The following is a 22359-nucleotide window of genomic DNA, read 5'->3' as shown; positions in this document are numbered from 1 at the left end:
TCAGTTCCCCTCGCCGTCGTTCTGCTGCTGTTCCTGCTGGGCCCGCTCCTCGGGCGACGGCCCGAAGGTGTCGTCGACGGCCTTGTCGAACTGTTCCTGGTCGATGCCGAAGAGGTCGTTGAGCCTGCGCGACTGTTCGCCGCCCTGTCCCTCGGTGACCAGCGCGCGCCCGGTGTCCTTCCAGGTCTGGCCCATCTCGTCACCGGCGCGGTCCCACGACTCGGCGCTCCAGTCCGGGTTCAGCGCGTCGGGTGTGAAGACATCGCCCCAGTCCTGCCCCGCGATGTCCTCCTCGGAGGCGTACGGGCTCCCGCCGGCGATCGAGTTGACGCCGTACTTCAGCGCGCTCTCGACGTACCGGTCCTCCTCCCACAGCACGCCCGCGGCCAGGCCGAGCTTCGCCGCGATGGTGTTGGCGTCCTGGATCAGCGCCCGTACGCCCCACTCCCACCGCTCGCAGAAGTCCTCGAAGTCCACGGACAGGCCGTGGTGCCCGGCTTCCATGCCGGTCATCGCCAGTTCGGAGAAGCCCTTGCCGAGCACCGCTCCGGTACTGGTACCGATCTCCTTCAGCTCACCGACCGCGTCGCGTATGCCCTGGGTGAGCCGCTGGACGGTGTAGTGGTCGACACCGAGATCCTTCGCCCCGTCGCCCATCAGGCGGCACCCCCTGCGGTCCCGCCGGCCGGCTTGTCCGGCCCGTCGACGGCGGCTTCGTCCGGAACGATGCCCATGGCGGGCGGGAAGAGCATGGACCCGTCGGGGTCCGCGACATCGACGGCGATGCCCGCGGGCTCGCCCATCGCCGGGATGATCTCGTCGAGCAGCCGGGCGCCGAGCAGTTCGGCGAACTCCCAGGGCCGCGCGCTGTCCTGGGCGCTCGCGGACTCCCGCGATTGCGCGAAGCGGGCGAGGGCCTCCTCGCCGGTGAACGCGAACACCCACCGCACACCGCCGAGATGCCCCGTCCACAGCCCGCCCCGGTCCAGCGGTACGAGCACCGTGGCCCGCCTCAGCTCCCCGAGGAGCGCTCGTGGGTCACCCGCCCCGTCCCGCCGCTCGGCGATCTGCTCGGCGAGCGCAGTCCCGTCACGCACTTCGTTGCCTCCCCCGGCATCGACAACAACACGCCTTCCCAGGAAGCACGCCCCACCACCTCCGGCGGTTCCCGTCCACCGTGGCGGCCACCACCGCCGCCACCACCCTCAAGGCCGCCACCGCACCCGGTAGGCCGAGGACTTCCCACAGACAGAAAAGTGCCCGCCCGCCCAACAGGCGGTACGGGCACGTTTCCTGATGAAGAATCAGACGTTGAAGCGGAACTCCACCACGTCCCCGTCCTGCATCACATAGTCCTTGCCCTCCATGCGGGCCTTGCCCTTGGCGCGGGCCTCCGCGACCGAGCCCGTTTCCATCAGGTCGCCGAAGGAGATGACCTCCGCCTTGATGAAGCCCTTCTGGAAGTCGGTGTGGATGACACCGGCCGCCTCGGGGGCCGTGGCGCCCTTCTTGATGGTCCAGGCGCGCGTTTCCTTCGGGCCTGCCGTCAGGTACGTCTGGAGGCCGAGGGTGTCGAAGCCGACGCGGCCGAGCGTGGCCAGGCCCGGCTCTTCCTGGCCCATCGACTGGAGGAGTTCAAGCGCCTCGTCGTCGTCGAGCTCGATCAGCTCGGACTCGATCTTGGCGTTCAGGAAGATCGCCTCGGCGGGGGCGACCAGGGCGCGCTGCTCGTTCTTGAAGTCCTCGTCGACCAGCTCGTCCTCGTCCACGTTGAAGACGTAGAGGAAGGGCTTGGTGGTGAGGAGGTGGAGCTCGTGGAGCAGGCGGCCCTTCTCCGTGCCGGCGGTGATGCCGGCGGCGAAGAGCGTCGTGCCGGACTCGAGGATCTTCTGCGCCTCCTCGACCGCGGCGAGCACCGCGACCTTCTCCTTCTGGAGGCGGGACTCCTTCTGGAGGCGCGGGACCTGCTTCTCGACGGACTGGAGGTCCGCGAGGATCAGCTCGGTGTTGATCGTCTCGATGTCGTCCTTGGGCGAGACCTTGCCGTCGACGTGCACGACGTTCTCGTCCTTGAAGGCGCGGATGACCTGGCAGATCGCGTCCGACTCGCGGATGTTCGCGAGGAACTTGTTGCCCAGGCCCTCACCCTCGGAGGCGCCGCGCACGATGCCCGCGATGTCGACGAAGTCGACCGTCGCCGGGAGGATCTTCTGCGAGCTGAAGACCTCGGCGAGCTTGGCGAGGCGGGGGTCGGGGACACCGACGACGCCCACGTTCGGCTCGATCGTGGCGAACGGGTAGTTGGCCGCCAGCACGTCGTTCTTGGTCAGGGCGTTGAACAGGGTCGACTTGCCGACATTCGGCAGACCGACGATTCCGATCGTGAGCGACACGTTGCGACTTCCCGTACGTGAGGATGGAGGACCCCCAGTCTACGGCGTGCCGCGCGACCCCCCGGCGCCGTATCGAACGCTTGGCCAAGGTCAGCGAAACCGCGTGTCCCGGAGCGGATTCCACACATAACCCGACCTAAGTTGGTGCGGTGGAACAACCCCGACGCACGCCGCCGCGCGCCCCGCAGACCCGGCCCCGCCGCACGCCCCCGCTCCCCCCGCAGGCGCAGGGCGGCAGCGACGGACGCGAAGGGCCCTCCGGGTCCGATTCGGGGTCCGGCTCGGGTTCCGGCACGGTGTACCGGGCGTCGGGCAAGGGCGGCGGCAATGCGCCCCGCCCCGTGCCGCCGGTCGCCCTGGCGCTGCGCCGCTTCCCCGATCCGCGCCTCACCGGCCTCGGCAGCGGGCTGTTCTGCGTGGCCACGATGTTCGCGCTCGCCTGCCTGGACGGCCTGCTGCTCGACGGCTCGATCGCGGTGTATGGGGTGCTGTTCCTGCTGGTGAGCACGCTCACCGCGATGTGGGTGCGGCACGCCGACCTGGTGTCCGCGCCGGTCGCCGTGCCGATCGGCTTCGCCGTCGGCATCCTGCCGGTGGCCGACGGCTCGGGCGGGTTCGGCGGGCGGGTGATGGGGCTGGTCACGGCCCTCGCGATGCACGCCGGCTGGCTGTACGGCGGCACGCTCGTCGCCGGACTCGTCGTGACCGTACGCGGCATCCGCCACATCGGCCGGCGCGCGGCCCGCCGACGAGCCCTCGCACAGGCCCGCGCCGGCTCCCCGGGGACGGGAGCACAACAGGTGACCTCGGCCCCACGCCCCAGGCGGCGTACGCCCTGACCGCCGGCCTCCGGCCCGAGCACCCCGGCACCGCACCCCGCCCGAGCCCGGTGGCCGGTGCCCCGTGCCCGCTATCCCTGCTGTGCCGCCGCCATCGCCGCGCCCACGATGCCCGCATTGTTCTGCAGCTGCGCCGGGACGATCTCCGCCTTGATGCCCTTGATCAGGGGCAGGAACTTGTCGGCCTTGCGGCTGACGCCGCCGCCGATGATGAACAGTTCGGGTGAGAACAGCATCTCGACGTGCGCCAGGTACTTCTGGACGCGGTGCGCCCAGTGCTCCCAGCTCAGGTCGTGGTCTTCCTTCGCCTTCGTCGAGGCGTGCTTCTCGGCATCGTGCCCGTGCAGTTCCAGATGGCCGAGCTCGGTGTTCGGTACGAGCTGCCCGCCGACGAACAGGGCGCTGCCGATGCCGGTGCCGAAGGTGAGGAGCAGGACCACGCCCTTGCGGCCGCGGCCCGCGCCGAAGTGCATCTCGGCGACGCCCGCCGCGTCCGCGTCGTTCAGGACCGTCACGGGGAGCCCGCCGAGCCGCTCGCCGAGGAGGGCGCGGGCGTCGACGTCGATCCACGACTTGTCGACGTTGGCGGCCGTACGGATCATGGCGCCGCCCGTGACGACGCCGGGGAAGGTGATGCCGACCCGGTCGGGCCGTGTGCCGAAGTTCTCCACGACCTGCTTCACCCCGTCGGCCACGCCGTCGGGCGTGGCCGGATGCGGGGTGAGGACCTTGAACCGCTCCTGTGTCAGGTCTCCGCGGTCCAGGTCAACGGGTGCGCCCTTGATCCCTGATCCGCCGATGTCCACGCCGAAGATCTGCATGGACACCACGTTACGACGAGTGGCTGACCGTTACTTCCCGGCGGAGCCGTCCGCGGTCAGGGCCGCGGCCTCCGCACGCAGGTCACGGCGGAGTTCCTTCGGCAGCGAGAAGGTGATGGACTCGTCGGCGGTCTTCACGGTCTCCACGTCGCCGTAACCGCGCTCGGCCAGCCACTCGAGCACGCCGTCGACCAGCACGTCGGGGACCGAGGCGCCGGAGGTGAGGCCGACCGTGGTGACGCCCTCGAGCCAGGCCTCGTCGATCTCGGCGGCGAAGTCCACGAGATGGGCGGCGGGCGCGCCGGCGTCCAGAGCGACCTCGACCATCCGGATCGAGTTCGAGGAGTTCTTGGAGCCGACGACGATGACGAGCTGGGCGTCCTCGGCCAGCTTCTTCACCGCGATCTGCCGGTTCTGCGTGGCGTAGCAGATGTCGTCGCTGGGCGGCGAGAGCAGGTTCGGGAACTTGGTCTTGAGTGCGTCGACCGTCTCCATGGTCTCGTCCACGGAGAGGGTGGTCTGGGAGAGCCAGACGACCTTGTCCGGGTCGCGCACCTCGACGCCCGCGACGTCCTCGGGGCCGTCGACCAGCGTGATGTGGTCCGGGGCCTCGCCCGACGTGCCGATGACCTCTTCGTGGCCCTCATGGCCGATCAGGAGGATGTCGTAGTCCTCCTTGGCGAAACGGACGGCTTCCTTGTGGACCTTGGTGACCAGGGGGCACGTCGCGTCGATGGTCGCGAGCCTGCGCTCGGCGGCCTCCTCATGGACGGTCGGCGCCACACCGTGGGCGGAGAACATGACGATCGACCCCTCGGGGACCTCCGCCGTCACGTCGACGAAGATCGCGCCCTTCTTCTCCAGGGTCTGCACGACGTACTTGTTGTGGACGATCTCGTGGCGGACATAGATCGGGGCCCCGTACTGCTCGAGGGCCTTCTCGACGGCGATCACGGCACGGTCCACACCGGCGCAGTAGCCCCGGGGGGCGGCGAGCAGGACGCGGCGGGGGCCAGTCGTAGCAGTCATGCACACCATCGTAAGGCCGCGCCCAGCAGGTCAAAGATCGCCCGTCTGGGGAGACTGAAGGCCTGTGCGCGACGAACGGAGGCACGATGTCCGCCAACGCTCCCGCTGACGTCCCCCCACGGCCCGCCGGGGAGGACGGGCTGCGGCGCAGCCTCGGCTTCCGGGACCTCGTCGTCTACGGGCTCCTGTTCATCGCCCCGATGGCCCCCGTCGGCGTCTTCGGCACCCTCGACGCCAGGTCGCACGGCGCCGTCGCCCTGGTGTACGTCGTCGCGACGGTCGCGATGGCGTTCACCGCGTTCAGCTACGCGCAGATGGTGCGGGTCGCCCCACAGGCCGGCTCGGTCTTCACCTACGCGCGCGTGGGGCTCGGCGAGGCGCCGGGGTTCATCGCCGGGTGGATGGCGATGCTCGACTACCTCCTCATCCCGGCGGTCGCCTATCTCTTCTCCGGGATCGCGATGAACGCCCTGGTGCCGTCGGTTTCGCGCTGGGTGTGGACGGCTCTGGCCGTGATCATCACGACCCTCCTGAACCTGTGGGGCGTGCGGGCGGCGGCACGAGCCGGCTTCGCGGTCCTGGCGATGGAGATCGTCGTGCTGCTCGTGTTCCTCGTGTCGGCGATCGTCGTACTCACACGCGACGGCGCGGCGCGCGGCTGGCTCTCGCCGCTGACCGGGGACGGGTCGCAGGGCGCGTTCGCGCTGTCGGCGGTCGTCGGCGCGGTGTCCGTCGCCGTGCTGTCGTATCTGGGCTTCGACGCGATCGTGTCGTTCGCGGAGGAGGTCACGGGCGGCTCGGCGAAGGTGGCTCGGGCGGTGCTGTTCTGTCTGGCGCTCGCGGGTGTGCTGTTCATCGCGCAGACGTATCTCGTGGCGCTCCTCGAACCGGTGTCGTCGGCGGAGCTCGCCGCGGACCCGGCCGAGCAGGGGTCCGCCTTCTACGACGCGATCGACGTGTCGGTCGGCGGGTGGCTGCACGACCTGGTGGCGGTCAGCAAGGCGATCGGCGCGGCGTTCGCGGCGCTGGCCGGGCAGGCGGCGGCCGGGCGGCTGCTGTTCGCGATGGCCCGTGACCGGCGGCTGCCGAAGGCGCTGTCGCGCACCGACTCCGGGGTGCCGCGGGTGGCGCTGCTGTGCGCGGCGGTGGTGACGCTGGTCGCGGCGGTCTGGGCGGCCCGCAGGGACGACGGCCTGGACCATCTGGTCTCGGTGGTCGACATCGGCGCTCTCACGGCGTTCGTGCTGCTGCACGCGAGCGTGGTGGGCTGGTTCGTGGTGCGGCGCGGCGGGGGGCCGGTCAGCTGGTGGCGGCATCTGCTCGTACCGGTGCTCGGCGCGGCCATCACGGTCGCCGTGATCGTGGAGGCGTCGGGCACGGCGCAGGTGGTGGGCGCGATCTGGCTGGCGGTGGGGCTCGTGGTGCTGGTGGCGCAGAGGGGGCGGCGGGGCGAGCGGGCGGTCTGACGGGGGGGCGCACGCCGGTGCGTACGGCCGGGCCGCCACGGCGTCCCCCGTACGCCCTTCGTACGCCCTTCGTACGCCCCTCGTACGCCCTTCGTACGCCCTTCGCGTCACGGAGCGTTGTCGGTGGGTGCGGCTACGCTCACCGGCATGGCTGTGAATACGTCCGCGGACGCCCCGCTGCCCGTCGGGGAGGTGTCGCGGCTCATCGGGCGGTGGATCGACCGGCTCGGTGCCGTGTGGGTCGAGGGGCAGATCACCCAGCTGTCCCGGCGCCCCGGTGCCGGCGTCGTGTTCCTGACGCTGCGCGATCCGTCGCACGACATCTCGGTCGGCGTCACCTGTTATCGCCAGGTGTTCGACGCGGTCGCCGACGTCGTGAGCGAGGGCGCGCGCGTCGTCGTCCAGGCGAAGCCCGAGTGGTACGCGCCGCGCGGCCAGCTGTCGCTGCGGGCCTCCGAGATCAGACCGGTGGGAGTCGGTGAACTGCTCGCCAGGCTGGAGCAGTTGAAGAAGTCCCTGACCCGCGAGGGCCTCTTCGCGCCGGAGCGCAAGAAGGCGCTGCCGTTCCTGCCGCAGCTCATCGGGCTCGTGTGCGGACGCGCGTCGGCCGCCGAGCGGGACGTCCTGGAGAACGCGCGGCACCGCTGGCCCGCGGTCCGCTTCGAGGTACGGAACGTTCCGGTGCAGGGCGTGCACGCCGTGCCGCAGGTCGTGCAGGCGGTCAAGGAGCTGGACTCGCTCGACGACGTCGACGTGATCATCGTGGCGCGCGGCGGCGGCAGCGTCGAGGACCTCCTGCCGTTCTCGGACGAGCAGCTGGTGCGAGCGGTCGCCGCCTGCCGCACGCCGGTCGTCTCGGCGATCGGCCACGAGCCGGACAACCCGCTCCTCGACCATGTGGCCGACCTGCGCGCCTCCACTCCGACCGACGCGGCGAAGAAGGTCGTGCCGGACGTCGGCGAGGAGTACGAGCGGGTGCAGTTGCTGCGGGACCGGGCGCGGCGCAGCGTCGAGTCGTTCGTGGACCGGGAGGAGCGCGGGCTCAGACATGCGCTCGCCCGGCCCGTCATGGAGGACCCGCACCGCATGATCGAGGTGCGCGAGGAGCAGGTGACGTCGCTGGCCGAACGCGGCCGGCGCACGCTCGGGCACCTCCTCGACCGCGCCGAGTCGGAGCTGTCGCACACGCACGCGCGCGTGGTGGCCCTGTCTCCCGCCGCGACCCTGAAGCGGGGTTACGCAGTGCTGCAGAAGGCCGACGGGGACGTCGTGCGCGCCGCGGACGACGTGACGGCGGACGAGGTGCTGCGGGCGCGGGTCGCCGAGGGCGAATTCACCGTACGGGTCGAGAACGGGAACGTACGGGTCGAGAACGGGAACCAGGAGAGCGCATGACCACCAGGACGGACGAGGCCGGGCTCGGCTACGAGCAGGCGCGGGACGAGCTGATCGAGGTCGTCCGGCGGCTCGAGGCGGGCGGCACGTCGCTCGAGGAGTCGCTCGCGCTGTGGGAGCGGGGCGAGGAGCTGGCGAAGGTGTGCCGGCGCTGGCTGGACGGGGCGCGGGCGCGCCTGGACGCGGCGCTGGCGGAGTCCGGGCCGGACGGGGCCGCGGACGACGAGGAGTGAGCGGCGGGACCTGCGGACGATCAGCGGGACCAGGCCTGTCCGGCCCCGAGGGCAGCGACCAGGGTTTGTGACGCGGGGTTTACGAAGCGGGGTTTGTGAAGCGGGTCACGAGGTCCGGGTTTTGGTTGAAAGTTAAACGGTGCTGACGTACGGTCGTGTGCATCGGCTGGTCCGTCGCAGCGTCGCAGCGGACCGGCCGCACCCCCAGCACGTACGTATCGAGAAGGTTGATCCATGTCTCTCGTTCTTGACCCCGCCGCCCAGGACCTGCTGTTCCGCGAGGCCCGCACCGCGAACACCTTCACCGACGAGCCGGTGACCGACGAGCAGGTCCAGGCGATCTACGACCTGGTCAAGTTCGGCCCGACGGCGTTCAACCAGTCGCCGCTGCGCATCACGCTGGTCCGCTCCCCCGAGGCCCGCGAGCGCCTCGTGCAGCACATGGCCGAGGGCAACCAGCCGAAGACGGCCTCCGCCCCGCTGGTCGCGATCCTCTCCGCGGACAACGAGTTCCACGAGGAGCTCCCGGCGCTGTTCCCGCACTTCCCGCAGGCCAAGGACGTCTTCTTCGCGGAGCGTCCCGCCCGCGAGGGCGCCGCCGCCCTGAACGCCACCCTCCAGGCCGCGTACTTCATCATCGGCGTCCGCGCCGCCGGCCTGGCCGCGGGCCCGATGACCGGCCTCGACTTCGCCGGTGTCCAGAAGGAGTTCCTGGACGACGACCACACCCCGCTGATGGTCATCAACATCGGCAAGCCGGGCGAGGACGCCTGGTTCCCGCGCTCCCCGCGCCTGGAGCACGACCAGGTCATCACCACGGTCTGAGTCTGCGGCCGAGCGCTCGCGCCGAGTGCTCCCGCACGCTTCATGGGAAAGGCCCCCCGGCAACAGCCGGGGGGCTTTCCCATGCCCGCTACTTCGTCCGCAGCGCCTCGGCCATCTTCGTCAGCTGCGCGAACGACGCCGTACCGGTCACGACGGTCGTCGACTTGTCGCCCTTGAGCACCAGGGCGTCGTACTGGCCGCCCTTGTAGCGCCGCCAGGTCTCGTCGCCGATGCGCTGCGTCGCGCCGGTCTCGGTGGCGCCCTGGCTCGTCCGGTCGATGAAGACGGACGCCTTCTCCGTGGACTGCTCGATGCCCACGTACTGGCCTTCGGGATCGAAGAAGCCGAGGTGCCAGGCGTCGAAGTTCGAGCCCTGGAACCGCACCGACGTCGGCTTCCAGGACTTCGCGAGCCCCTCGGGCGCCGCCACCGGGTACGCCGCCGCGCGCCGCGCCGTCAGCAGCTCCACGCGGTAGTCCACGCGCTTCACCGGCGGGGTGCCGGAGTCGTCGTGCGGGACGAACACGTAGATGCTTGCCGCCGCGAGCACGGTCGCCCCCATCGAGAGGACCAGACTTCCCACGGTCTTCTTGCCTTTGGTACCTGCCACGCCCCCATCGTCGCAGGTACGTGAGCGATCACCGCACGTGGGCCCGGTCTGCTCAAACGTGGGGCCCTCTGCTCATTTTGTCGGCCTGACGATAGAGTCGGGGCCATCACCCTCATCCGGCCGTCGTCGTATCAGAAAGGTGCGTCTCGATGACCGAGCATCACCAGTTGCCGTCCGAACTCGAAGTCCCCGCAGAGGCTCCCGACCGGAACCTCGCCCTGGAACTCGTCCGGGTCACCGAGGCCGCGGCCATGGCCGCCGGCCGCTGGGTCGGCCGCGGCGACAAGAACGGGGCGGACGGCGCCGCCGTGCGCGCCATGCGGACCCTCGTCTCCACCGTCTCGATGAACGGCGTCGTCGTCATCGGTGAGGGTGAGAAGGACGAAGCCCCGATGCTCTACAACGGGGAGCGCGTCGGCGACGGGACGAGCGCCGAGGTCGACATCGCCGTGGACCCGATCGACGGCACCACCCTCTGCGCCAAGGGCATGCCGAACGCCATCGCGGTCCTGGCCGCCGCCGACCGCGGCACCATGTTCGACCCGTCCGCCGTCTTCTACATGGACAAGCTGGTCGCGGGCCCCGAGGCCGCCGACTACGTGGACATCAACGCCCCGGTGGCGGTGAACATCCGCCGTATCGCCAAGGCCAAGCGGGCCGCTCCCGAGGACGTCACGGTCGTCATCCTGGACCGGCCGCGCCACGAGGGCATCATCAAGGAGGTCCGCGAGGCCGGCGCCCGGATCAAGCTGATCTCCGACGGCGACGTCGCGGGCTCCGTGCTCGCCGTGCGCGAGGACAGCGGCATCGACCTGCTCCTGGGCATCGGCGGCACCCCCGAGGGCATCATCTCGGCGTGCGCCATCAAGTGCCTGGGCGGTGTCATCCAGGGCAAGCTGTGGCCCAAGGACGACGCGGAGCGCCAGCGGGCGATCGACGCGGGCCACGACCTGGACCGCGTCCTGTCGACGAACGACCTGGTCTCCGGCGAGAACGTGTTCTTCGTCGCCACCGGCATCACGGACGGCGAGCTGCTGCGCGGCGTCCGCTACCGCGCCGAGAGCGCCACGACGTCCTCGCTGGTGATGCGTTCCAAGTCGGGCACGATCCGTCAGATCGACTCGCAGCACCGGCTGTCGAAGCTGCGCGCGTACAGCGCGATCGACTTCGACCGCGCCAAGTAGGTCGCGGAGCAGCTCCTTTCCCCTACGCGTTCGGGGCGCCCCTTTGTGCGGAGGGGCGCCCCATTCGCGTATCGGGAGTGCGGCTAACCGGCCGCGCGGATCTGGTCGACCGAGCTCGCCGCCTTCTGGAGCTCGACCTCGCGCCGGCGCCTGCGGGCGAGGGCGACGCGGCGCTCCGCGGCGGTGAGGCCGCCCCACACCCCGTAGGGCTCGGGCTGAAGGAGCGCGTGCTCGCGGCACTCGACCATCACGGGGCAGCGGGCGCAGACGCGCTTGGCCGCCTCTTCGCGGGACAGGCGGGCCGCGGTCGGCTCCTTGGAAGGGGCGAAGAAGAGGCCGGCTTCGTCGCGCCTGCACACGGCCTCCGTGTGCCACGGGGCGTCCTGGTCCCGATCTCGCACTGGCCCCCGCTGCGGGGGGACGGCGGCGACCTGCAGGGACTGATGCGGCGGATGCGGCACGGTCTACTCCTGACGACGGCTTCGCGAGCGAGCGACGATGCAGCAACCTCTACCCGCTGTGTGCGCGCCTATGCACTGAGTTCCGAAGGACGGGAGTTCCCCGGCCACCGGACGCCGCGCCTCCGCCATGCGTCTGCCATGCGTCCGCCGCGCCTCCGCCGCCGCGGAGAGTCAGTCGTCCAGGTGCTTGCGCATGCGGTCGTGCAGATCGCGCAGGCGCTTGCCGCGCTTGGGCTTGGCCTCGATGTTGCCGAGGACCGCGATGCCGTCGACGTAGACGACTGGCGCGTCCGGGTCGGCCGAGTCGAGGGTGTCCACCTCGAAGTTGCCGAGGACGCCGCCGCCGCTGCCGCGCAGCGAGATGTTCTCCGGGACGCGGACCTCCACGTTCCCGAAGACGGAGACCGCCTTGATCACGACCTGCTGGTACTCGAAGATCGCCTCGCTGAGGTCGATCTCGATGTTGCCGAACACGGCGTACGCGTGGGTCCTGCGGCCCACGCGCCAGCGGCCCTTGCGGGACGAGGTGCTGAAGACGGCGACCAGGTTCTCGTCGGCGACCGCCGGGACCGCGCCCGTGGCGGGGCGGTTCGGGGCCGGCGAGGAGGACGCGGGCCGGTGCTGCGCGTGGGCTCCGGGCAGGTCCCTGACGAGCGGCTCCAGCTCGGCGTGGGTCTTGGCGCGGTACACCCCGTCGATCCGCTCGGCGTGCTCCTCCGCGGTGAGCCGGCCCTCCGCGAGGGCCTCGCGCAGGATGTCCGCGGTGCGGTCGCGGTCGGCGTCGGAGGCGCGCAGGTCGGTCTGCGGCGCGGGCTGCTCGGGGCGCTTCTCAAGGTCCACCCGGCCACAGTACCCAAACGCGATAGATCGCGACTAGGGGGCGTGCGGTACAGGGCGGTGCGCAACTGAGCCTTACCTCACAGGCTCGGCCGTGCCGTCAGGTTCTACGCTGGTTGGCGCTGCCAATGGATGCCAGCTGCTACCGGCCGAAAGAGGAATGGGCGAGATGCCTGAGTTCGCGTACACCGATCTGCTCCCCCAGGGCGAGGACACCACCCCATACCGACTGGTGACCACGGAGGGTGTCTCCACCGCCGAGGGGCCGGACGGCCGTACGTTCCTGAAGGTCGAGTCCGAGGCGCTGCGCAAGCTCGCCGAGGAGGCCATCCACGACATCCAGCACTACCTGCGCCCGGCCCACCTGGCCCAGCTGCGCCGCATCATCGACGACCCGGAGGCGTCGGGCAACGACAAGTTCGTCGCGCTCGACCTGCTGAAGAACGCGAACATCGCGGCGGCCGGCGTGCTCCCGATGTGCCAGGACACCGGCACCGCGATCGTCATGGGCAAGCGCGGGCAGAACGTGCTCACCGAGGGCGGCGACGAGGCGGCCCTCTCCCGCGGCATCTACGACGCGTACAAGAACCTGAACCTGCGCTACTCGCAGATGGCCCCGCTGAACATGTGGGACGAGAAGAACACCGGCTCGAACCTGCCGGCCCAGATCGAGCTGTACGCGACCGACGGCGGCGCCTACAAGTTCCTGATCATGGCCAAGGGCGGCGGCTCGGCCAACAAGTCCTTCCTCTACCAGGAGACGAAGGCGGTCCTCAACGAGGGCTCGATGATGAAGTTCCTGGAGGAGAAGATCCGCTCGCTCGGCACGGCGGCCTGCCCGCCGTACCACCTGGCGATCGTCGTCGGCGGCACGTCCGCCGAGTACGCGCTGAAGACCGCGAAGTACGCCTCCGCGCACTACCTGGACGAGATCCCCGCCGAGGGCTCCGAGCTCGGCCACGGCTTCCGTGACAAGGAGCTGGAGGAGAAGGTCTTCGAGCTGACGCAGAAGATCGGCATCGGCGCGCAGTTCGGCGGCAAGTACTTCTGCCACGACGTGCGCGTGGTGCGCCTGCCGCGGCACGGCGCGTCCTGCCCGGTCGCCATCGCCGTGTCCTGCTCGGCCGACCGCCAGGCCGTCGCGAAGATCACCGCCGAGGGCGTCTTCCTGGAGCAGCTGGAGACCGACCCGGCGCGCTTCCTGCCGGAGACGACCGACGAGCACCTCGAGTCGGACGGCGACGTCGTCAAGATCGACCTGAACCAGCCGATGGACGACATCCTCGCCGAGCTCACCAAGTACCCCGTCAAGACCCGCCTCTCCCTGACCGGTCCCCTGGTCGTGGCGCGCGACATCGCGCACGCCAAGATCAAGGAGCGCCTGGACGCGGGCGAGGAGATGCCGCAGTACCTGAAGAACCACCCGGTGTACTACGCGGGCCCGGCGAAGACCCCGGAGGGTTACGCGTCCGGTTCCTTCGGCCCGACGACGGCCGGGCGCATGGACAGTTACGTGGAGCAGTTCCAGGCGGCGGGCGGCTCCAAGGTCATGCTGGCCAAGGGCAACCGCTCGCAGCAGGTCACCGACGCGTGCGACGCGCACGGCGGCTTCTACCTCGGCTCGATCGGCGGCCCGGCCGCCCGCCTCGCGCAGGACTGCATCAAGAAGGTCGAGGTCGTCGAGTACGAGGAGCTCGGCATGGAGGCGGTCTGGAAGATCGAGGTCGAGGACTTCCCGGCGTTCGTCGTCGTGGACGACAAGGGCAACGACTTCTTCAAGGAGCCGGCCCCGTCCCCGACGTTCACGAGCATCCCGGTGCGCGGCCCCGGCCTCGTGTAACACCTCACCCACGGCAGAAGGGCCGCCCGCCGACTTCACGGCGACGGGCGGCCCTTCTGCTGTCTGCCGGAGGGTCAGGCGAACCGCTGGCCCGCCGAGCCGTCGCAGTTCTGGAGCCGTACGTTGTCCTTCGCCGAGGCGAGCGTCAGGCACAGGCCCGTCGACGCGGCCGGGCGCAGTGTGTCGCCCTGGCGGACGAACTGCTGGTTGGTGCCGCCGTGGCAGTTCCACAGGACGAGGGCCGTGCCCGCCTTGTAGGCGCTGTCGGGGACGTCCAGGCAGCGGTCCTGGGTGAGTTCGGTGTGCACGGACTTGCGGTCCGAGTCGTACCACCAGCCCTGGTTACGGGCTCCCGAGCAGTCCCAGCCGATGACCGCCGTGTTGTTCGCGCTGCTCGCTCCCTTGGCGTCGGCGCACGTGCCGGTGCCCGCGTTCTTCAGTGGCCGGTACCCGTCGTCCCAGCCGCCCTTGTAGAGCTTGGGGGTGCCGGTGCTGGCCGGATCGGCGCAACCTGCTTCCTGGTAGCCGGAGTTGTAGAGCTGGGTGAGGCAGGAGGCGAAGGCGCCGTGGCCGCGCACGTTCGGGTGGAAGGACTGGCGCACGGAGTTGGAGTCGGGCGGGAACGGGTTGGAGATGTCCACGTAGAGGCCGCGGGCCCAGGTGTCCTCCATGCAGACCTCGTGGCCCTGGAAGAGGCGGGAGTTGTCGAGGTAGACCGCGCCGGACTCCTGGGCGGCCTTGCGCATGCCGCGTTCGAAGGCGGGGACGGCCGCGTTGCGGCCCCAGGCGGCGTCGGAGTCGTAGCCGAGGCAGCCGCCGGGCAGCTTGCCGGGGAAGTTGGGGTTGTCGTGGATGTCGGGGCCGATGGGGCTGGGATAGCCCATGACGACGAGCTTGTAGTCGCTGTCGGCATAGCCCGCTCCGCGCATCACGGTCTTCAGGTCGGCGACGGTCGCCTCGACCTTCGGCACGAGCCCGTCGACCCTGGCCTGCCAGCCGGGCGCGTACTTGGGCTCGCACGTTCCCTGGAGGGTGAGATAGCGGGTCACGCAGTCGGTCATGACGGGGCCGAACTGGAGGTCGTCGTTGGCGCCCGCGACGAGCACGATCATCTTGATCTTCGTGTTGCGCGCCTTGACGGCGAGAGAGTCGCTCTGCACCAGCTCGTCGGCGTACTGCTTGCTGCCGCCGACGCGGATGTTGCCGGTGTACGCGCCCGAGCAGGAGACGTTGTACGTCACGTCGGCCGGGATCCCGGTGCGGTGGATGGCGGAGTCGGGCGAGCGGTGGCACCAGTTGTCCGGGCCGTTCGTGCCGGGCTCGTACGTGCCGGTGCCCTCCCCCGAGATCTCGCTGTCCCCGAGCGAGATGAGGGCGGTCTTGCGGTCGGCGAGGGGCCGCTCGGCCGGGTCTCCGTAGAGCTTGGTGGCCTCGGCGGCTCGGATCTGCTCCAGGTCGGGCGGGAGCGGGGTGGTGGCCGCCGCGGCGGGTGCCGCGGACGCGGTCGGCGCGGTCAGGCCGACGAGTGCGGCGGCCGTCGCCGCGACAACGGCGACGGCACATCTGATGCTGGGTCTGGTGCGGTGCAGGACGTTCATGACGCCTCCCCGGTTTGGGTGTTACCCGAGGTATTTACTGGCGGGTAAGGGACTTGGGAATAGCCAGAACAAGACAAGTGCTCATGTTTTACGGAGGGATGACGATGACGACGGCAATGGATGACGACGGCGGCGACAGCGGCCGGTACCGGATCGAGCACGACTCCATGGGCGAGGTGCGGGTGCCCGCGGACGCCAAATGGCGGGCCCAGACGCAGCGGGCCGTGGAGAACTTCCCCATCTCGGGCCAGCGCCTGGAGCGCGCCCACATCGAGGCGCTCGCGCGCATCAAGGCGGCCGCGGCCCATGTGAACGCCGAGCTCGGCGTCGTGGACAAGGACATCGCGCAGGCCATCGCCGAGTCGGCGGGCGAGGTCGCCGACGGGCGCTGGGACGACCAGTTCCCCGTGGACGTCTTCCAGACCGGCTCCGGCACGTCGTCCAACATGAACACCAACGAGGTGCTCGCGACCCTCGCGACGGAGCGCCTCGGCCGCGACGTCCACCCGAACGACCATGTGAACGCTTCCCAGTCGTCGAACGACGTCTTCCCCTCGTCGATCCACATCGCGGCCACCGCCGCCGTGACCCATGAGCTGATCCCGGCGCTCGGCCATCTGCGGGCGGCCCTGGAGCGCAAGGCGGAGGAGTTCGCCGACGTCGTGAAGTCGGGGCGAACGCACCTCATGGACGCGACGCCGGTGACCCTCGGGCAGGAGTTCGGCGGATACGCGGCGCAGGTCGCGTACGGCATCGAACGCCTTCAGGCCTCGCTGCCGCGCCTGGCCGAACTGCCGCTCGGGGGAACGGCGGTGGGCACGGGGATCAACACGCCGCCCGGGTTCTCGGCCGCCGTCATCGCGGAGGTGGCACGGACCACGGGACTGCCGCTGACCGAGGCGCGCAACCACTTCGAGGCGCAGGGCGCGCGCGACGGCGTCGTGGAGACGAGCGGGCAGCTGCGGACCATCGCCGTCGGCCTGACGAAGATCGCCAACGATCTGCGCTGGATGGCGTCGGGACCCCGCACCGGACTGGCCGAGATCAGCCTGCCGGACCTCCAGCCGGGCTCGTCGATCATGCCGGGCAAGGTGAATCCGGTCATTCCCGAGGCGGTCCTCATGGTCGCCGCCCAGGTCACGGGGAACGACGCGACGGTCGCCGCCGCGGGTGCCGCCGGAAACTTCGAGCTCAACGTCATGCTGCCGGTCATCGCCAAGAACGTCCTGGAGTCGATCAGGCTCCTCACGAACGTCGCCCGTCTGCTCGCCGACCGGACCGTGGACGGCATCACCGCGAACCGTGAACGCGCCCGCGAGTACGCCGAGTCCTCACCGTCCGTGGTGACACCGCTGAACAAGTACATCGGCTACGAGGAGGCCGCGAAGGTGGCCAAGAAGTCGCTGGCCGAGAGGAAGACGATCCGCGAGGTCGTCCTGGAGGGCGGCTACGTGGAGCGCGGCGACCTCACGGTCGAGCAGTTGGACGAGGCGCTCGATGTCCTGCGGATGACGCGCCCGTAACAGCATCCGGCGACTGACCGAATTCGTGACGCGTGCCGCAGCGTCACGTGCCGGGGGCACCTAATATCTGTCCATGACGGACCGGACGAGCATTCTGGCGGGTGAGACCGACGGCAGCGTGGGGCGCTGGGCGCCTGGCAGCCGGATTCTGTGGCGCTACAAGGCGAACGGCGGGGACGGCTTCCACATCTGCCGTCCTGTCACCGTCGTCGAGGACAGCACGGAGCTGCTCGCCGTGTGGCTGGCACCAGGCACCGAGTGCGTGAGACCGGTCCTGGCCGACGGCACACCGGTGCACGAAGAGCCGCTGGCCACCCGGTACACCAAGCCGCGCACCGTCCTGCGCGACCGGTGGTTCGGCACCGGCGTCCTGAAGCTGGCCCGCCCGGGAGAGCCCTGGTCGGTGTGGCTGTTCTGGGAGCCGGGCTGGCAGTTCAGGAACTGGTACGTGAACCTGGAGCAGCCGCGGGTGCGGTGGGCCGGCGGCGTGGACTCCGAGGACCACTTCCTCGACCTGTCGGTCTACGCGGACCGCACCTGGCGCTGGCTCGACGAGGACGAGTTCGCGCAGGCACAGCTCGCGGGCCTGATGAGCGCGGCGCAGGCCGAATCCGTACGGAGAGCGGGGCGCGCCGCGGTCGAGGTGATCGAGGGCTGGGGGCACCCGTTCCCCGACGGCTGGCAGCACTGGCGGCCCGATCCGTCGTGGCCGGTTCCCGCCCTTCCAGGTGACTGGGACCGTACGCCCGCGCATGTGTCCTCATGAGACCCTTGATGCGCCCCCGTGGTTCAAACGTAGGATCGTCCTCCGCAAGTGCACACAGGTACAACTCTTCGTGCTTGCAGCAGGTCTGACACGATGTCAACGAGGTCATCGAGGGGCGGCGGGACCGTGAGTCACGGCAGCGAGGAATACGAGACGTACGCGAGCGGCCGCCGGACCCCGGCGCCGGACCGTACGGGCCAGGCCGAGGCCTTCGACGCGATCGGCGCCCGCTACGACGACGCCTTCCCGCACAAGGAAGGCCAGTTGGCCGCGGGAGACGCGCTGCTCGCGAGCCTCGCACCCGGCTCGCGCATACTCGACGTGGGCTGCGGCACGGGAGTTCCGACGAGCCGGCAACTGGCGGACGCGGGACACTCCGTGGTCGGCGTGGACCTGTCGGCCGGCATGCTGGAGCTCGCCCGCAAGAACGTCCCCGAGGCCGAGTTCCACCAGCTGGACCTCGCGTCACTGAGACCCGAACCGGGCCAGGAGCACGGCGAGTTGGGCGAATTCGACGCCATCACCTGCTTCTTCACGCTGCTGATGCTGCCGCGCGCCGAGATCCCCGCGGCGCTGCGGCTGCTGCGCTCGATGCTCCGGCCCGGCGGGCTGCTCGCCCTGTCGATGGTCGAGGCCGATCTGGACGACGCCGAGATTCCGTTCCTGGGGCACACAATCCGGGTATCGGGCTTTCTGCGGGACGAGCTGCGCCAGGTCGTACACGACGCGGGACTGGAGATCACCGGCGAGCACACGTACGCGTACGCTCCGGCGAGCACCGATGTACCACCCGAACACCAGCTGTTCTTCAACTGCCGGCGCGCCGGAAAGTGAAGCGGCACGTCGTACGGCGCGCAGCCCAGGACGGACGGATTCGAAACGCGTGACGGAGCACCCCACCTCCCACGAGGGCCGCCGGCCGGCCGCCCGCCCCGCCGCCCCCGCGGACCCCCGCGGGGCCCTGAGGCGCGCCTCCGACGCGTTCCCCGCACAGGGGCGCCCCGGAGTGAACGCGTCTGCCGACGACGCCGATGCCGCACGCCGGGGGCCCGCTTCGGGCGCCTCCGCGCAGCGGGGCGCCGAGCCCGAACACTCCGGAGCCGCACCCGTACCGGACCCCCCGCGCCGTGAGAGCGGCACCGGTGGCGTGCCCGGACGGCGCAAGCCCGGTTCCGCCTCCGGGGCCGCCGGGAGCGCGCCCGAGCACGCTCTGTCGGACGCCGGGCCGGACGATCCCCACCGGCCCAGGCCCGTGCCCGACCGGCGCAGCGGACAGCCGCGCCCGGCGGGGACGCCCGTCGCGATGCGGCGGGACGGGGACCGGCTGCGCTTCGTCGGGGCCGCGACCCGGCGGATCGCCCGCGGGATAGACCTCGACGAGATCGTCATGGGCCTGTGCCGCGCCTCCGTACCCACGTTCTCCGACGTGATCCTGGTCTATCTGCGGGACCCGCTGCCGGTCGGCGACGAGCGGCCCACCGGGCCCGTCGTGCTGCGGCTGCGCAGGACGGACCGGCTGCGCCTCATCGAGGAGGGCGCCGAGGACCCGGACACCGACGGCGGCGGTCTCCTGACGATGGCGGCCGGCGCCGCCCAGGGCGACCCCGTCACCGCCGAGCTGTGCGAGGTGCGGACCGGCGGCGCGCTCGCCGAGGTGCTCAGAGGCGTACGGCCCGTGTTCGCGGACTCGCCGGCCGCCCTGGCCGCGCTGCCGGAGCTGCTCGGCGACGACCCGGACCTCGCCCTGCCCACCGGGCAGCGGGCGATCCTCGCGCCGCTGCGCGGACGCCGCCGGGTCATCGGCGCGGCCGTGTTCCTGCGCCGCCCCGAGCGCCACGCGTTCGAGAACGACGACCTGCTGGTCGCGGGGCAGCTCGCCACGCACAGCGCGCTCGGCATCGACAAGGCCGTCCTGTACGGCCGCGAGGCGTACATCGCCGACGAGCTCCAGCGCACGATGCTGCCCGAGACGCTGCCGCGTCCCACGGGCGTGCGCCTCGCGTCCCGGTATCTGCCGGCCGCGGAGACCGCGCGCGTGGGCGGCGACTGGTACGACGCGATCCCGCTGCCGGGCAGCCGCGTCGCCCTCGTCGTGGGTGACGTCATGGGCCACTCCATGACGTCCGCCGCGATCATGGGCCAGCTGCGCACGACCGCGCAGACCCTCGCCGGCCTCGACCTGCCGCCGCAGGAGGTCCTGCACCACCTGGACGAGCAGGCCCAGCGCCTCGGCAGCGACCGCATGGCGACCTGCCTGTACGCCGTCTACGACCCGGTCTCTCACCGCATCACCATCGCCAACGCGGGCCACCCGCCGCCGGTCCTGCTGCATCTGGGCGGCCGCGCCGAGGTGCTGCGCGTCCCGCCGGGCGCGCCGATCGGTGTCGGCGGGGTCGACTTCGAGGCAGTCGAGCTGGACGCCCCGGCGGGCGCGACGCTCCTCCTGTACACGGACGGTCTGGTCGAGTCGCGGCTGCGGGACGTGTGGACCGGAATAGAGCAGCTGCGGGAGCGGCTCGCCGCGACCGCCCAGCTGACAGGTCCCGATCACCCGCCGCCGCTCGAAGCGCTGTGCGACGAGGTCCTCGACATGCTCGGTCCGGGCGACCGGGACGACGACATCGCGCTGCTCGCGGCCCGGTTCGACGGGATCGCGCCGAGCGACGTCGCGTACTGGCTGCTCGAGCCCGAGGACGCGGCGCCGGGCCGGGCCCGCCGCCTGGCGCGCAGCGCGCTCGCCCGGTGGGGCCTGGAGGAGCTGACCGACTCGGTGGAGCTCCTTGTCAGCGAGGTCGTGACGAACGCCGTGCGGTACGCGTCCCGGCCCGTCACGCTGCGCCTGCTGCGGACCGACGTGCTGCGCTGCGAGGTCGGCGACGACGTGCCGCAGCTGCCGCGACTGCGTCAGGCTCGCGCCACCGACGAGGGCGGGCGCGGCCTGTACCTGGTCAACAGGCTGGCGCGGCGCTGGGGTGCGACGCGGCTGAGCACGGGCAAGGTCGTGTGGTTCGAGGTGGCTCACGGGAACGGCACTGCGTCAAACACCCGGTCGTGAAACGACCGGGCTTGCTGCTCGAGTCATCACTGGCTGTGATGGGTTCGGCTGCGTCCAGGACTCACGCGATGAGGGTGAGTTCAGGGGCCGTTGACTGAGCCCCGCAGACCCACACCATCCAGCCGCGTTGGCGGATGTTGTGGGACGCGTTGTGGTCCGCGTGCTCAACGAAGCCGCAGACCCGGCACGAGAAGACGGCCTGGGCAGGCCGGTTCCCGCGTGCGGTGTGATGACACTGGGAGCATTCCTGGCTGGTGTACGCCGGATCGACGTAGACGACCGGCACCCTGGCCCGCTTCGCCTTGTAGACGATGAACGAGCCGAGTTGCGCGAACGGCCAGGAGTGGATTTTGACGCGTTGGGGCTTTCTCAGCCGTGCCCGCTCGCGGATGCCCGTGAGTGTCTCCAGGGCGATCCCGCGACCGGTGCGTTCAGCCTCCGCCACGATCCGCTTGCTGATCTTGTGGTTGATGTCCTTGTTCCGCCGGGCTTCCTTGCCCGCGTACCTCTTCGCCCGCCGCTTGGCGGACTTGGTGTGCTTCTTCTGCAGCTTGGACCGCAAGTTGCGGTCCTGTTCCCGCTTGCGGTTGATCCGTCTGCCGCAGTGGCGTGCTCCGTCGGAGGTGGCCGCGATGTTCACGATCCCCAGGTCGACGCCGAGGAACCCGACCGGATGAGAGTTCGGGGCGGCTTCGGCGATCTCGCAGGTCGCGATCAGGAACCATGTCCCGCCCTGGAACACCAGGTCGGACTTACCCTGGCGGTGCGCGGCCAGGACCTCCAGTTGCCCGGCCTGCCCGGTGAACGCCACGTTCTTCAGCCGTCCGGCTGTGGTCCAGATCGATACCGTGCGTGCCTGGTGCTGCCAGGACAGCATCCGGTCGTCGTAAGGCTGCGCAACCTGGGACCGGAAAACCACCGGCCTTCCCGAAGCCCGGGCATGACGCCTGGAACCGGGCCGCCCGTACCGTCCCGCCCTCAGATTCGCCTTCAAGGTGGTGTAGGCGTCGCAGGTCTTCTTGATGGCGTGCTGGGCGGCCTGCGCGCCAAGCCCCCACCTGACCCGGATCTCGGCATAGGTGTGCTTGCGCAGCTCCAGCGGACGTCGCGCCTCCTTCTCGAACGCGACGGACGCGGCCCACGTGGCGGCCTCGTTGCAAGCATGCAGGGTCGCCTCAAGTGCCGACGCCTGGCGAAACCCGCCCCGGCCCTGCCCGCGCACTCCGCCGTACCCCGGCTCCGCCGGAACGCCCCGGGCCGCTCCGCGGCCGTTATGGCCTGCGGCACAACACGGCGACGCTCCGCGTCACACCCCGTGGATGCAATACCTCCCGGGCGTGAACGCCCGGGGCTCCTCGCAAGAATCCGCTGAATCCGGATATGCGAGTGGGGCCCGCACCGTAACGGTCCGGGGCCCCACGCGGGCGTGACAGGGGGCCCGGGAAACCGCGGGGGGGGGTGGGGGTAGAGTGGTCGGGGGTGTC

21 protein-coding genes are annotated in these 22359 nt (G+C 70.8%); 11 read left to right on the top strand and 10 right to left on the bottom strand.

What is annotated here, in order from left to right; translation table 11 throughout:
- The 3 genes from AC07EJ_RS07615 to ychF form a co-directional block, all read right to left on the bottom strand.
- Entirely contained in the window at window positions 1–660 is a 660-nt protein-coding gene (locus AC07EJ_RS07615) for a hypothetical protein (RefSeq protein WP_383887063.1), read from the bottom strand.
- On the bottom strand, window positions 657–1097 hold the full coding sequence (locus tag AC07EJ_RS07610) for a hypothetical protein (protein WP_389478439.1): 441 nt from the start codon (window positions 1095–1097) through the stop codon (window positions 657–659). The genes AC07EJ_RS07615 and AC07EJ_RS07610 overlap by 4 nt, the downstream gene beginning before the upstream one ends.
- A gap of 207 nt (window positions 1098–1304) precedes the next feature.
- Window positions 1305–2393: a redox-regulated ATPase YchF gene (gene ychF, locus AC07EJ_RS07605; RefSeq protein WP_383002514.1), complete on the bottom strand. Its 1089-nt coding sequence runs from the start codon at window positions 2391–2393 to the stop codon at window positions 1305–1307.
- A 149-nt stretch (window positions 2394–2542) separates the two neighbouring features.
- On the opposite strand from ychF, the gene AC07EJ_RS07600 reads away from it, so the two are divergent.
- On the top strand, window positions 2543–3232 hold the full coding sequence (locus AC07EJ_RS07600; protein WP_478883941.1) for a DUF6542 domain-containing protein: 690 nt from the start codon (window positions 2543–2545) through the stop codon (window positions 3230–3232).
- Between the two features lie 71 nt (window positions 3233–3303).
- On the opposite strand, the gene ppgK is transcribed toward AC07EJ_RS07600, so the two are convergent.
- Window positions 3304–4053 carry a polyphosphate--glucose phosphotransferase gene (ppgK, locus tag AC07EJ_RS07595; protein ID WP_389478416.1) on the bottom strand — a complete coding sequence of 250 codons (750 nt, stop codon included), beginning with the start codon at window positions 4051–4053 and terminating at the stop codon, window positions 3304–3306.
- A 30-nt stretch (window positions 4054–4083) separates the two neighbouring features.
- Window positions 4084–5082, bottom strand: coding sequence for a 4-hydroxy-3-methylbut-2-enyl diphosphate reductase (locus AC07EJ_RS07590; protein WP_389478415.1), 999 nt, complete (start codon window positions 5080–5082; stop codon window positions 4084–4086).
- Between the two features lie 86 nt (window positions 5083–5168).
- On the opposite strand from AC07EJ_RS07590, the gene AC07EJ_RS07585 reads away from it, so the two are divergent.
- The 4 genes from AC07EJ_RS07585 (at window position 5169) to AC07EJ_RS07570 (ending at window position 9001) form a co-directional block, all read left to right on the top strand.
- Entirely contained in the window at window positions 5169–6548 is a 1380-nt protein-coding gene (locus tag AC07EJ_RS07585) for an APC family permease (protein WP_389478414.1), read from the top strand.
- A 147-nt stretch (window positions 6549–6695) separates the two neighbouring features.
- Window positions 6696–7943 carry an exodeoxyribonuclease VII large subunit gene (gene xseA, locus AC07EJ_RS07580; RefSeq protein ID WP_389478412.1) on the top strand — a complete coding sequence of 416 codons (1248 nt, stop codon included), beginning with the start codon at window positions 6696–6698 and terminating at the stop codon, window positions 7941–7943.
- A complete protein-coding gene (locus AC07EJ_RS07575; protein ID WP_389478411.1) occupies window positions 7940–8176 on the top strand; it encodes an exodeoxyribonuclease VII small subunit in 237 nt (78 codons plus the stop codon). The genes xseA and AC07EJ_RS07575 overlap by 4 nt, the downstream gene beginning before the upstream one ends.
- Window positions 8177–8410: 234 nt before the next feature.
- On the top strand, window positions 8411–9001 hold the full coding sequence (locus AC07EJ_RS07570) for a malonic semialdehyde reductase (protein ID WP_362903593.1): 591 nt from the start codon (window positions 8411–8413) through the stop codon (window positions 8999–9001).
- An 88-nt stretch (window positions 9002–9089) separates the two neighbouring features.
- On the opposite strand, the gene AC07EJ_RS07565 is transcribed toward AC07EJ_RS07570, so the two are convergent.
- Entirely contained in the window at window positions 9090–9611 is a 522-nt protein-coding gene (locus AC07EJ_RS07565; protein ID WP_389478410.1) for a DUF4245 domain-containing protein, read from the bottom strand.
- 149 nt (window positions 9612–9760) lie between these two features.
- Here AC07EJ_RS07565 and glpX point away from each other — a divergent pair, with 149 nt between their 5' ends.
- A complete protein-coding gene (gene glpX / locus AC07EJ_RS07560; protein WP_100596554.1) occupies window positions 9761–10795 on the top strand; it encodes a class II fructose-bisphosphatase in 1035 nt (344 codons plus the stop codon).
- 83 nt (window positions 10796–10878) lie between these two features.
- On the opposite strand, the gene AC07EJ_RS07555 is transcribed toward glpX, so the two are convergent.
- Window positions 10879–11256, bottom strand: coding sequence for a WhiB family transcriptional regulator (locus tag AC07EJ_RS07555; RefSeq protein ID WP_383886754.1), 378 nt, complete (start codon window positions 11254–11256; stop codon window positions 10879–10881).
- 171 nt (window positions 11257–11427) lie between these two features.
- On the bottom strand, window positions 11428–12096 hold the full coding sequence (locus AC07EJ_RS07550) for a DUF1707 SHOCT-like domain-containing protein (protein ID WP_389478409.1): 669 nt from the start codon (window positions 12094–12096) through the stop codon (window positions 11428–11430).
- 166 nt (window positions 12097–12262) lie between these two features.
- Here AC07EJ_RS07550 and AC07EJ_RS07545 point away from each other — a divergent pair, with 166 nt between their 5' ends.
- Window positions 12263–13933: a fumarate hydratase gene (locus tag AC07EJ_RS07545; protein WP_478883940.1), complete on the top strand. Its 1671-nt coding sequence runs from the start codon at window positions 12263–12265 to the stop codon at window positions 13931–13933.
- A gap of 74 nt (window positions 13934–14007) precedes the next feature.
- Here AC07EJ_RS07545 and AC07EJ_RS07540 read toward each other — a convergent pair whose 3' ends face one another.
- The gene (locus AC07EJ_RS07540; RefSeq protein ID WP_478883939.1) at window positions 14008–15531 is read right to left on the bottom strand and encodes a ricin-type beta-trefoil lectin domain protein; all 1524 of its coding nucleotides are present in this window, start codon (window positions 15529–15531) and stop codon (window positions 14008–14010) included.
- A gap of 104 nt (window positions 15532–15635) precedes the next feature.
- Here AC07EJ_RS07540 and AC07EJ_RS07535 point away from each other — a divergent pair, with 104 nt between their 5' ends.
- The 4 genes from AC07EJ_RS07535 (at window position 15636) to AC07EJ_RS07520 (ending at window position 20875) form a co-directional block, all read left to right on the top strand.
- Window positions 15636–17054, top strand: a complete 1419-nt coding sequence (locus tag AC07EJ_RS07535) for a class II fumarate hydratase (protein WP_389478405.1) — start codon at window positions 15636–15638, stop codon at window positions 17052–17054.
- A gap of 73 nt (window positions 17055–17127) precedes the next feature.
- Complete coding sequence (gene fomD / locus AC07EJ_RS07530) at window positions 17128–17820, top strand: cytidylyl-2-hydroxypropylphosphonate hydrolase (RefSeq protein WP_389478404.1); 693 nt, start codon at window positions 17128–17130, stop codon at window positions 17818–17820.
- A 93-nt stretch (window positions 17821–17913) separates the two neighbouring features.
- Window positions 17914–18654 carry a class I SAM-dependent DNA methyltransferase gene (locus AC07EJ_RS07525; protein ID WP_389478403.1) on the top strand — a complete coding sequence of 247 codons (741 nt, stop codon included), beginning with the start codon at window positions 17914–17916 and terminating at the stop codon, window positions 18652–18654.
- Window positions 18655–18703: 49 nt separating this feature from the next.
- Window positions 18704–20875, top strand: coding sequence for an ATP-binding SpoIIE family protein phosphatase (locus AC07EJ_RS07520; protein ID WP_389478402.1), 2172 nt, complete (start codon window positions 18704–18706; stop codon window positions 20873–20875).
- A gap of 61 nt (window positions 20876–20936) precedes the next feature.
- Here the strand turns inward: AC07EJ_RS07520 and AC07EJ_RS07515 are convergent, their stop codons facing one another.
- Window positions 20937–22097, bottom strand: a complete 1161-nt coding sequence (locus tag AC07EJ_RS07515) for an RNA-guided endonuclease InsQ/TnpB family protein (RefSeq protein ID WP_478883938.1) — start codon at window positions 22095–22097, stop codon at window positions 20937–20939.
- Window positions 22098–22359: the final 262 nt, after the last annotated feature.

Source organism: Streptomyces sp. NPDC045026 (genome assembly GCF_056432625.1).
The sequence above is the reverse complement of the archived record's forward strand: the minus strand, read 5'-3'. Positions and strand labels throughout refer to the sequence as shown.

Excerpts from the sequence above, each read along its gene's own strand:
- ppgK (WP_389478416.1), bottom strand. The coding sequence starts at position 4,053 with ATGCAGATCTTCGGCGTGGACATCGGCGGATCAGGGATCAAGGGCGCA.
- AC07EJ_RS07590 (WP_389478415.1), bottom strand. The coding sequence starts at position 5,082 with ATGACTGCTACGACTGGCCCCCGCCGCGTCCTGCTCGCCGCCCCCCGG.
- AC07EJ_RS07585 (WP_389478414.1), top strand. The coding sequence starts at position 5,169 with ATGTCCGCCAACGCTCCCGCTGACGTCCCCCCACGGCCCGCCGGGGAG.
- xseA (WP_389478412.1), top strand. The coding sequence starts at position 6,696 with ATGGCTGTGAATACGTCCGCGGACGCCCCGCTGCCCGTCGGGGAGGTG.
- AC07EJ_RS07575 (WP_389478411.1), top strand. The coding sequence starts at position 7,940 with ATGACCACCAGGACGGACGAGGCCGGGCTCGGCTACGAGCAGGCGCGG.
- AC07EJ_RS07570 (WP_362903593.1), top strand. The coding sequence starts at position 8,411 with ATGTCTCTCGTTCTTGACCCCGCCGCCCAGGACCTGCTGTTCCGCGAG.
- glpX (WP_100596554.1), top strand. The coding sequence starts at position 9,761 with ATGACCGAGCATCACCAGTTGCCGTCCGAACTCGAAGTCCCCGCAGAG.
- AC07EJ_RS07545 (WP_478883940.1), top strand. The coding sequence starts at position 12,263 with ATGCCTGAGTTCGCGTACACCGATCTGCTCCCCCAGGGCGAGGACACC.
- AC07EJ_RS07540 (WP_478883939.1), bottom strand. The coding sequence starts at position 15,531 with ATGAACGTCCTGCACCGCACCAGACCCAGCATCAGATGTGCCGTCGCC.
- AC07EJ_RS07535 (WP_389478405.1), top strand. The coding sequence starts at position 15,636 with ATGACGACGGCAATGGATGACGACGGCGGCGACAGCGGCCGGTACCGG.
- fomD (WP_389478404.1), top strand. The coding sequence starts at position 17,128 with ATGACGGACCGGACGAGCATTCTGGCGGGTGAGACCGACGGCAGCGTG.
- AC07EJ_RS07525 (WP_389478403.1), top strand. The coding sequence starts at position 17,914 with ATGTCAACGAGGTCATCGAGGGGCGGCGGGACCGTGAGTCACGGCAGC.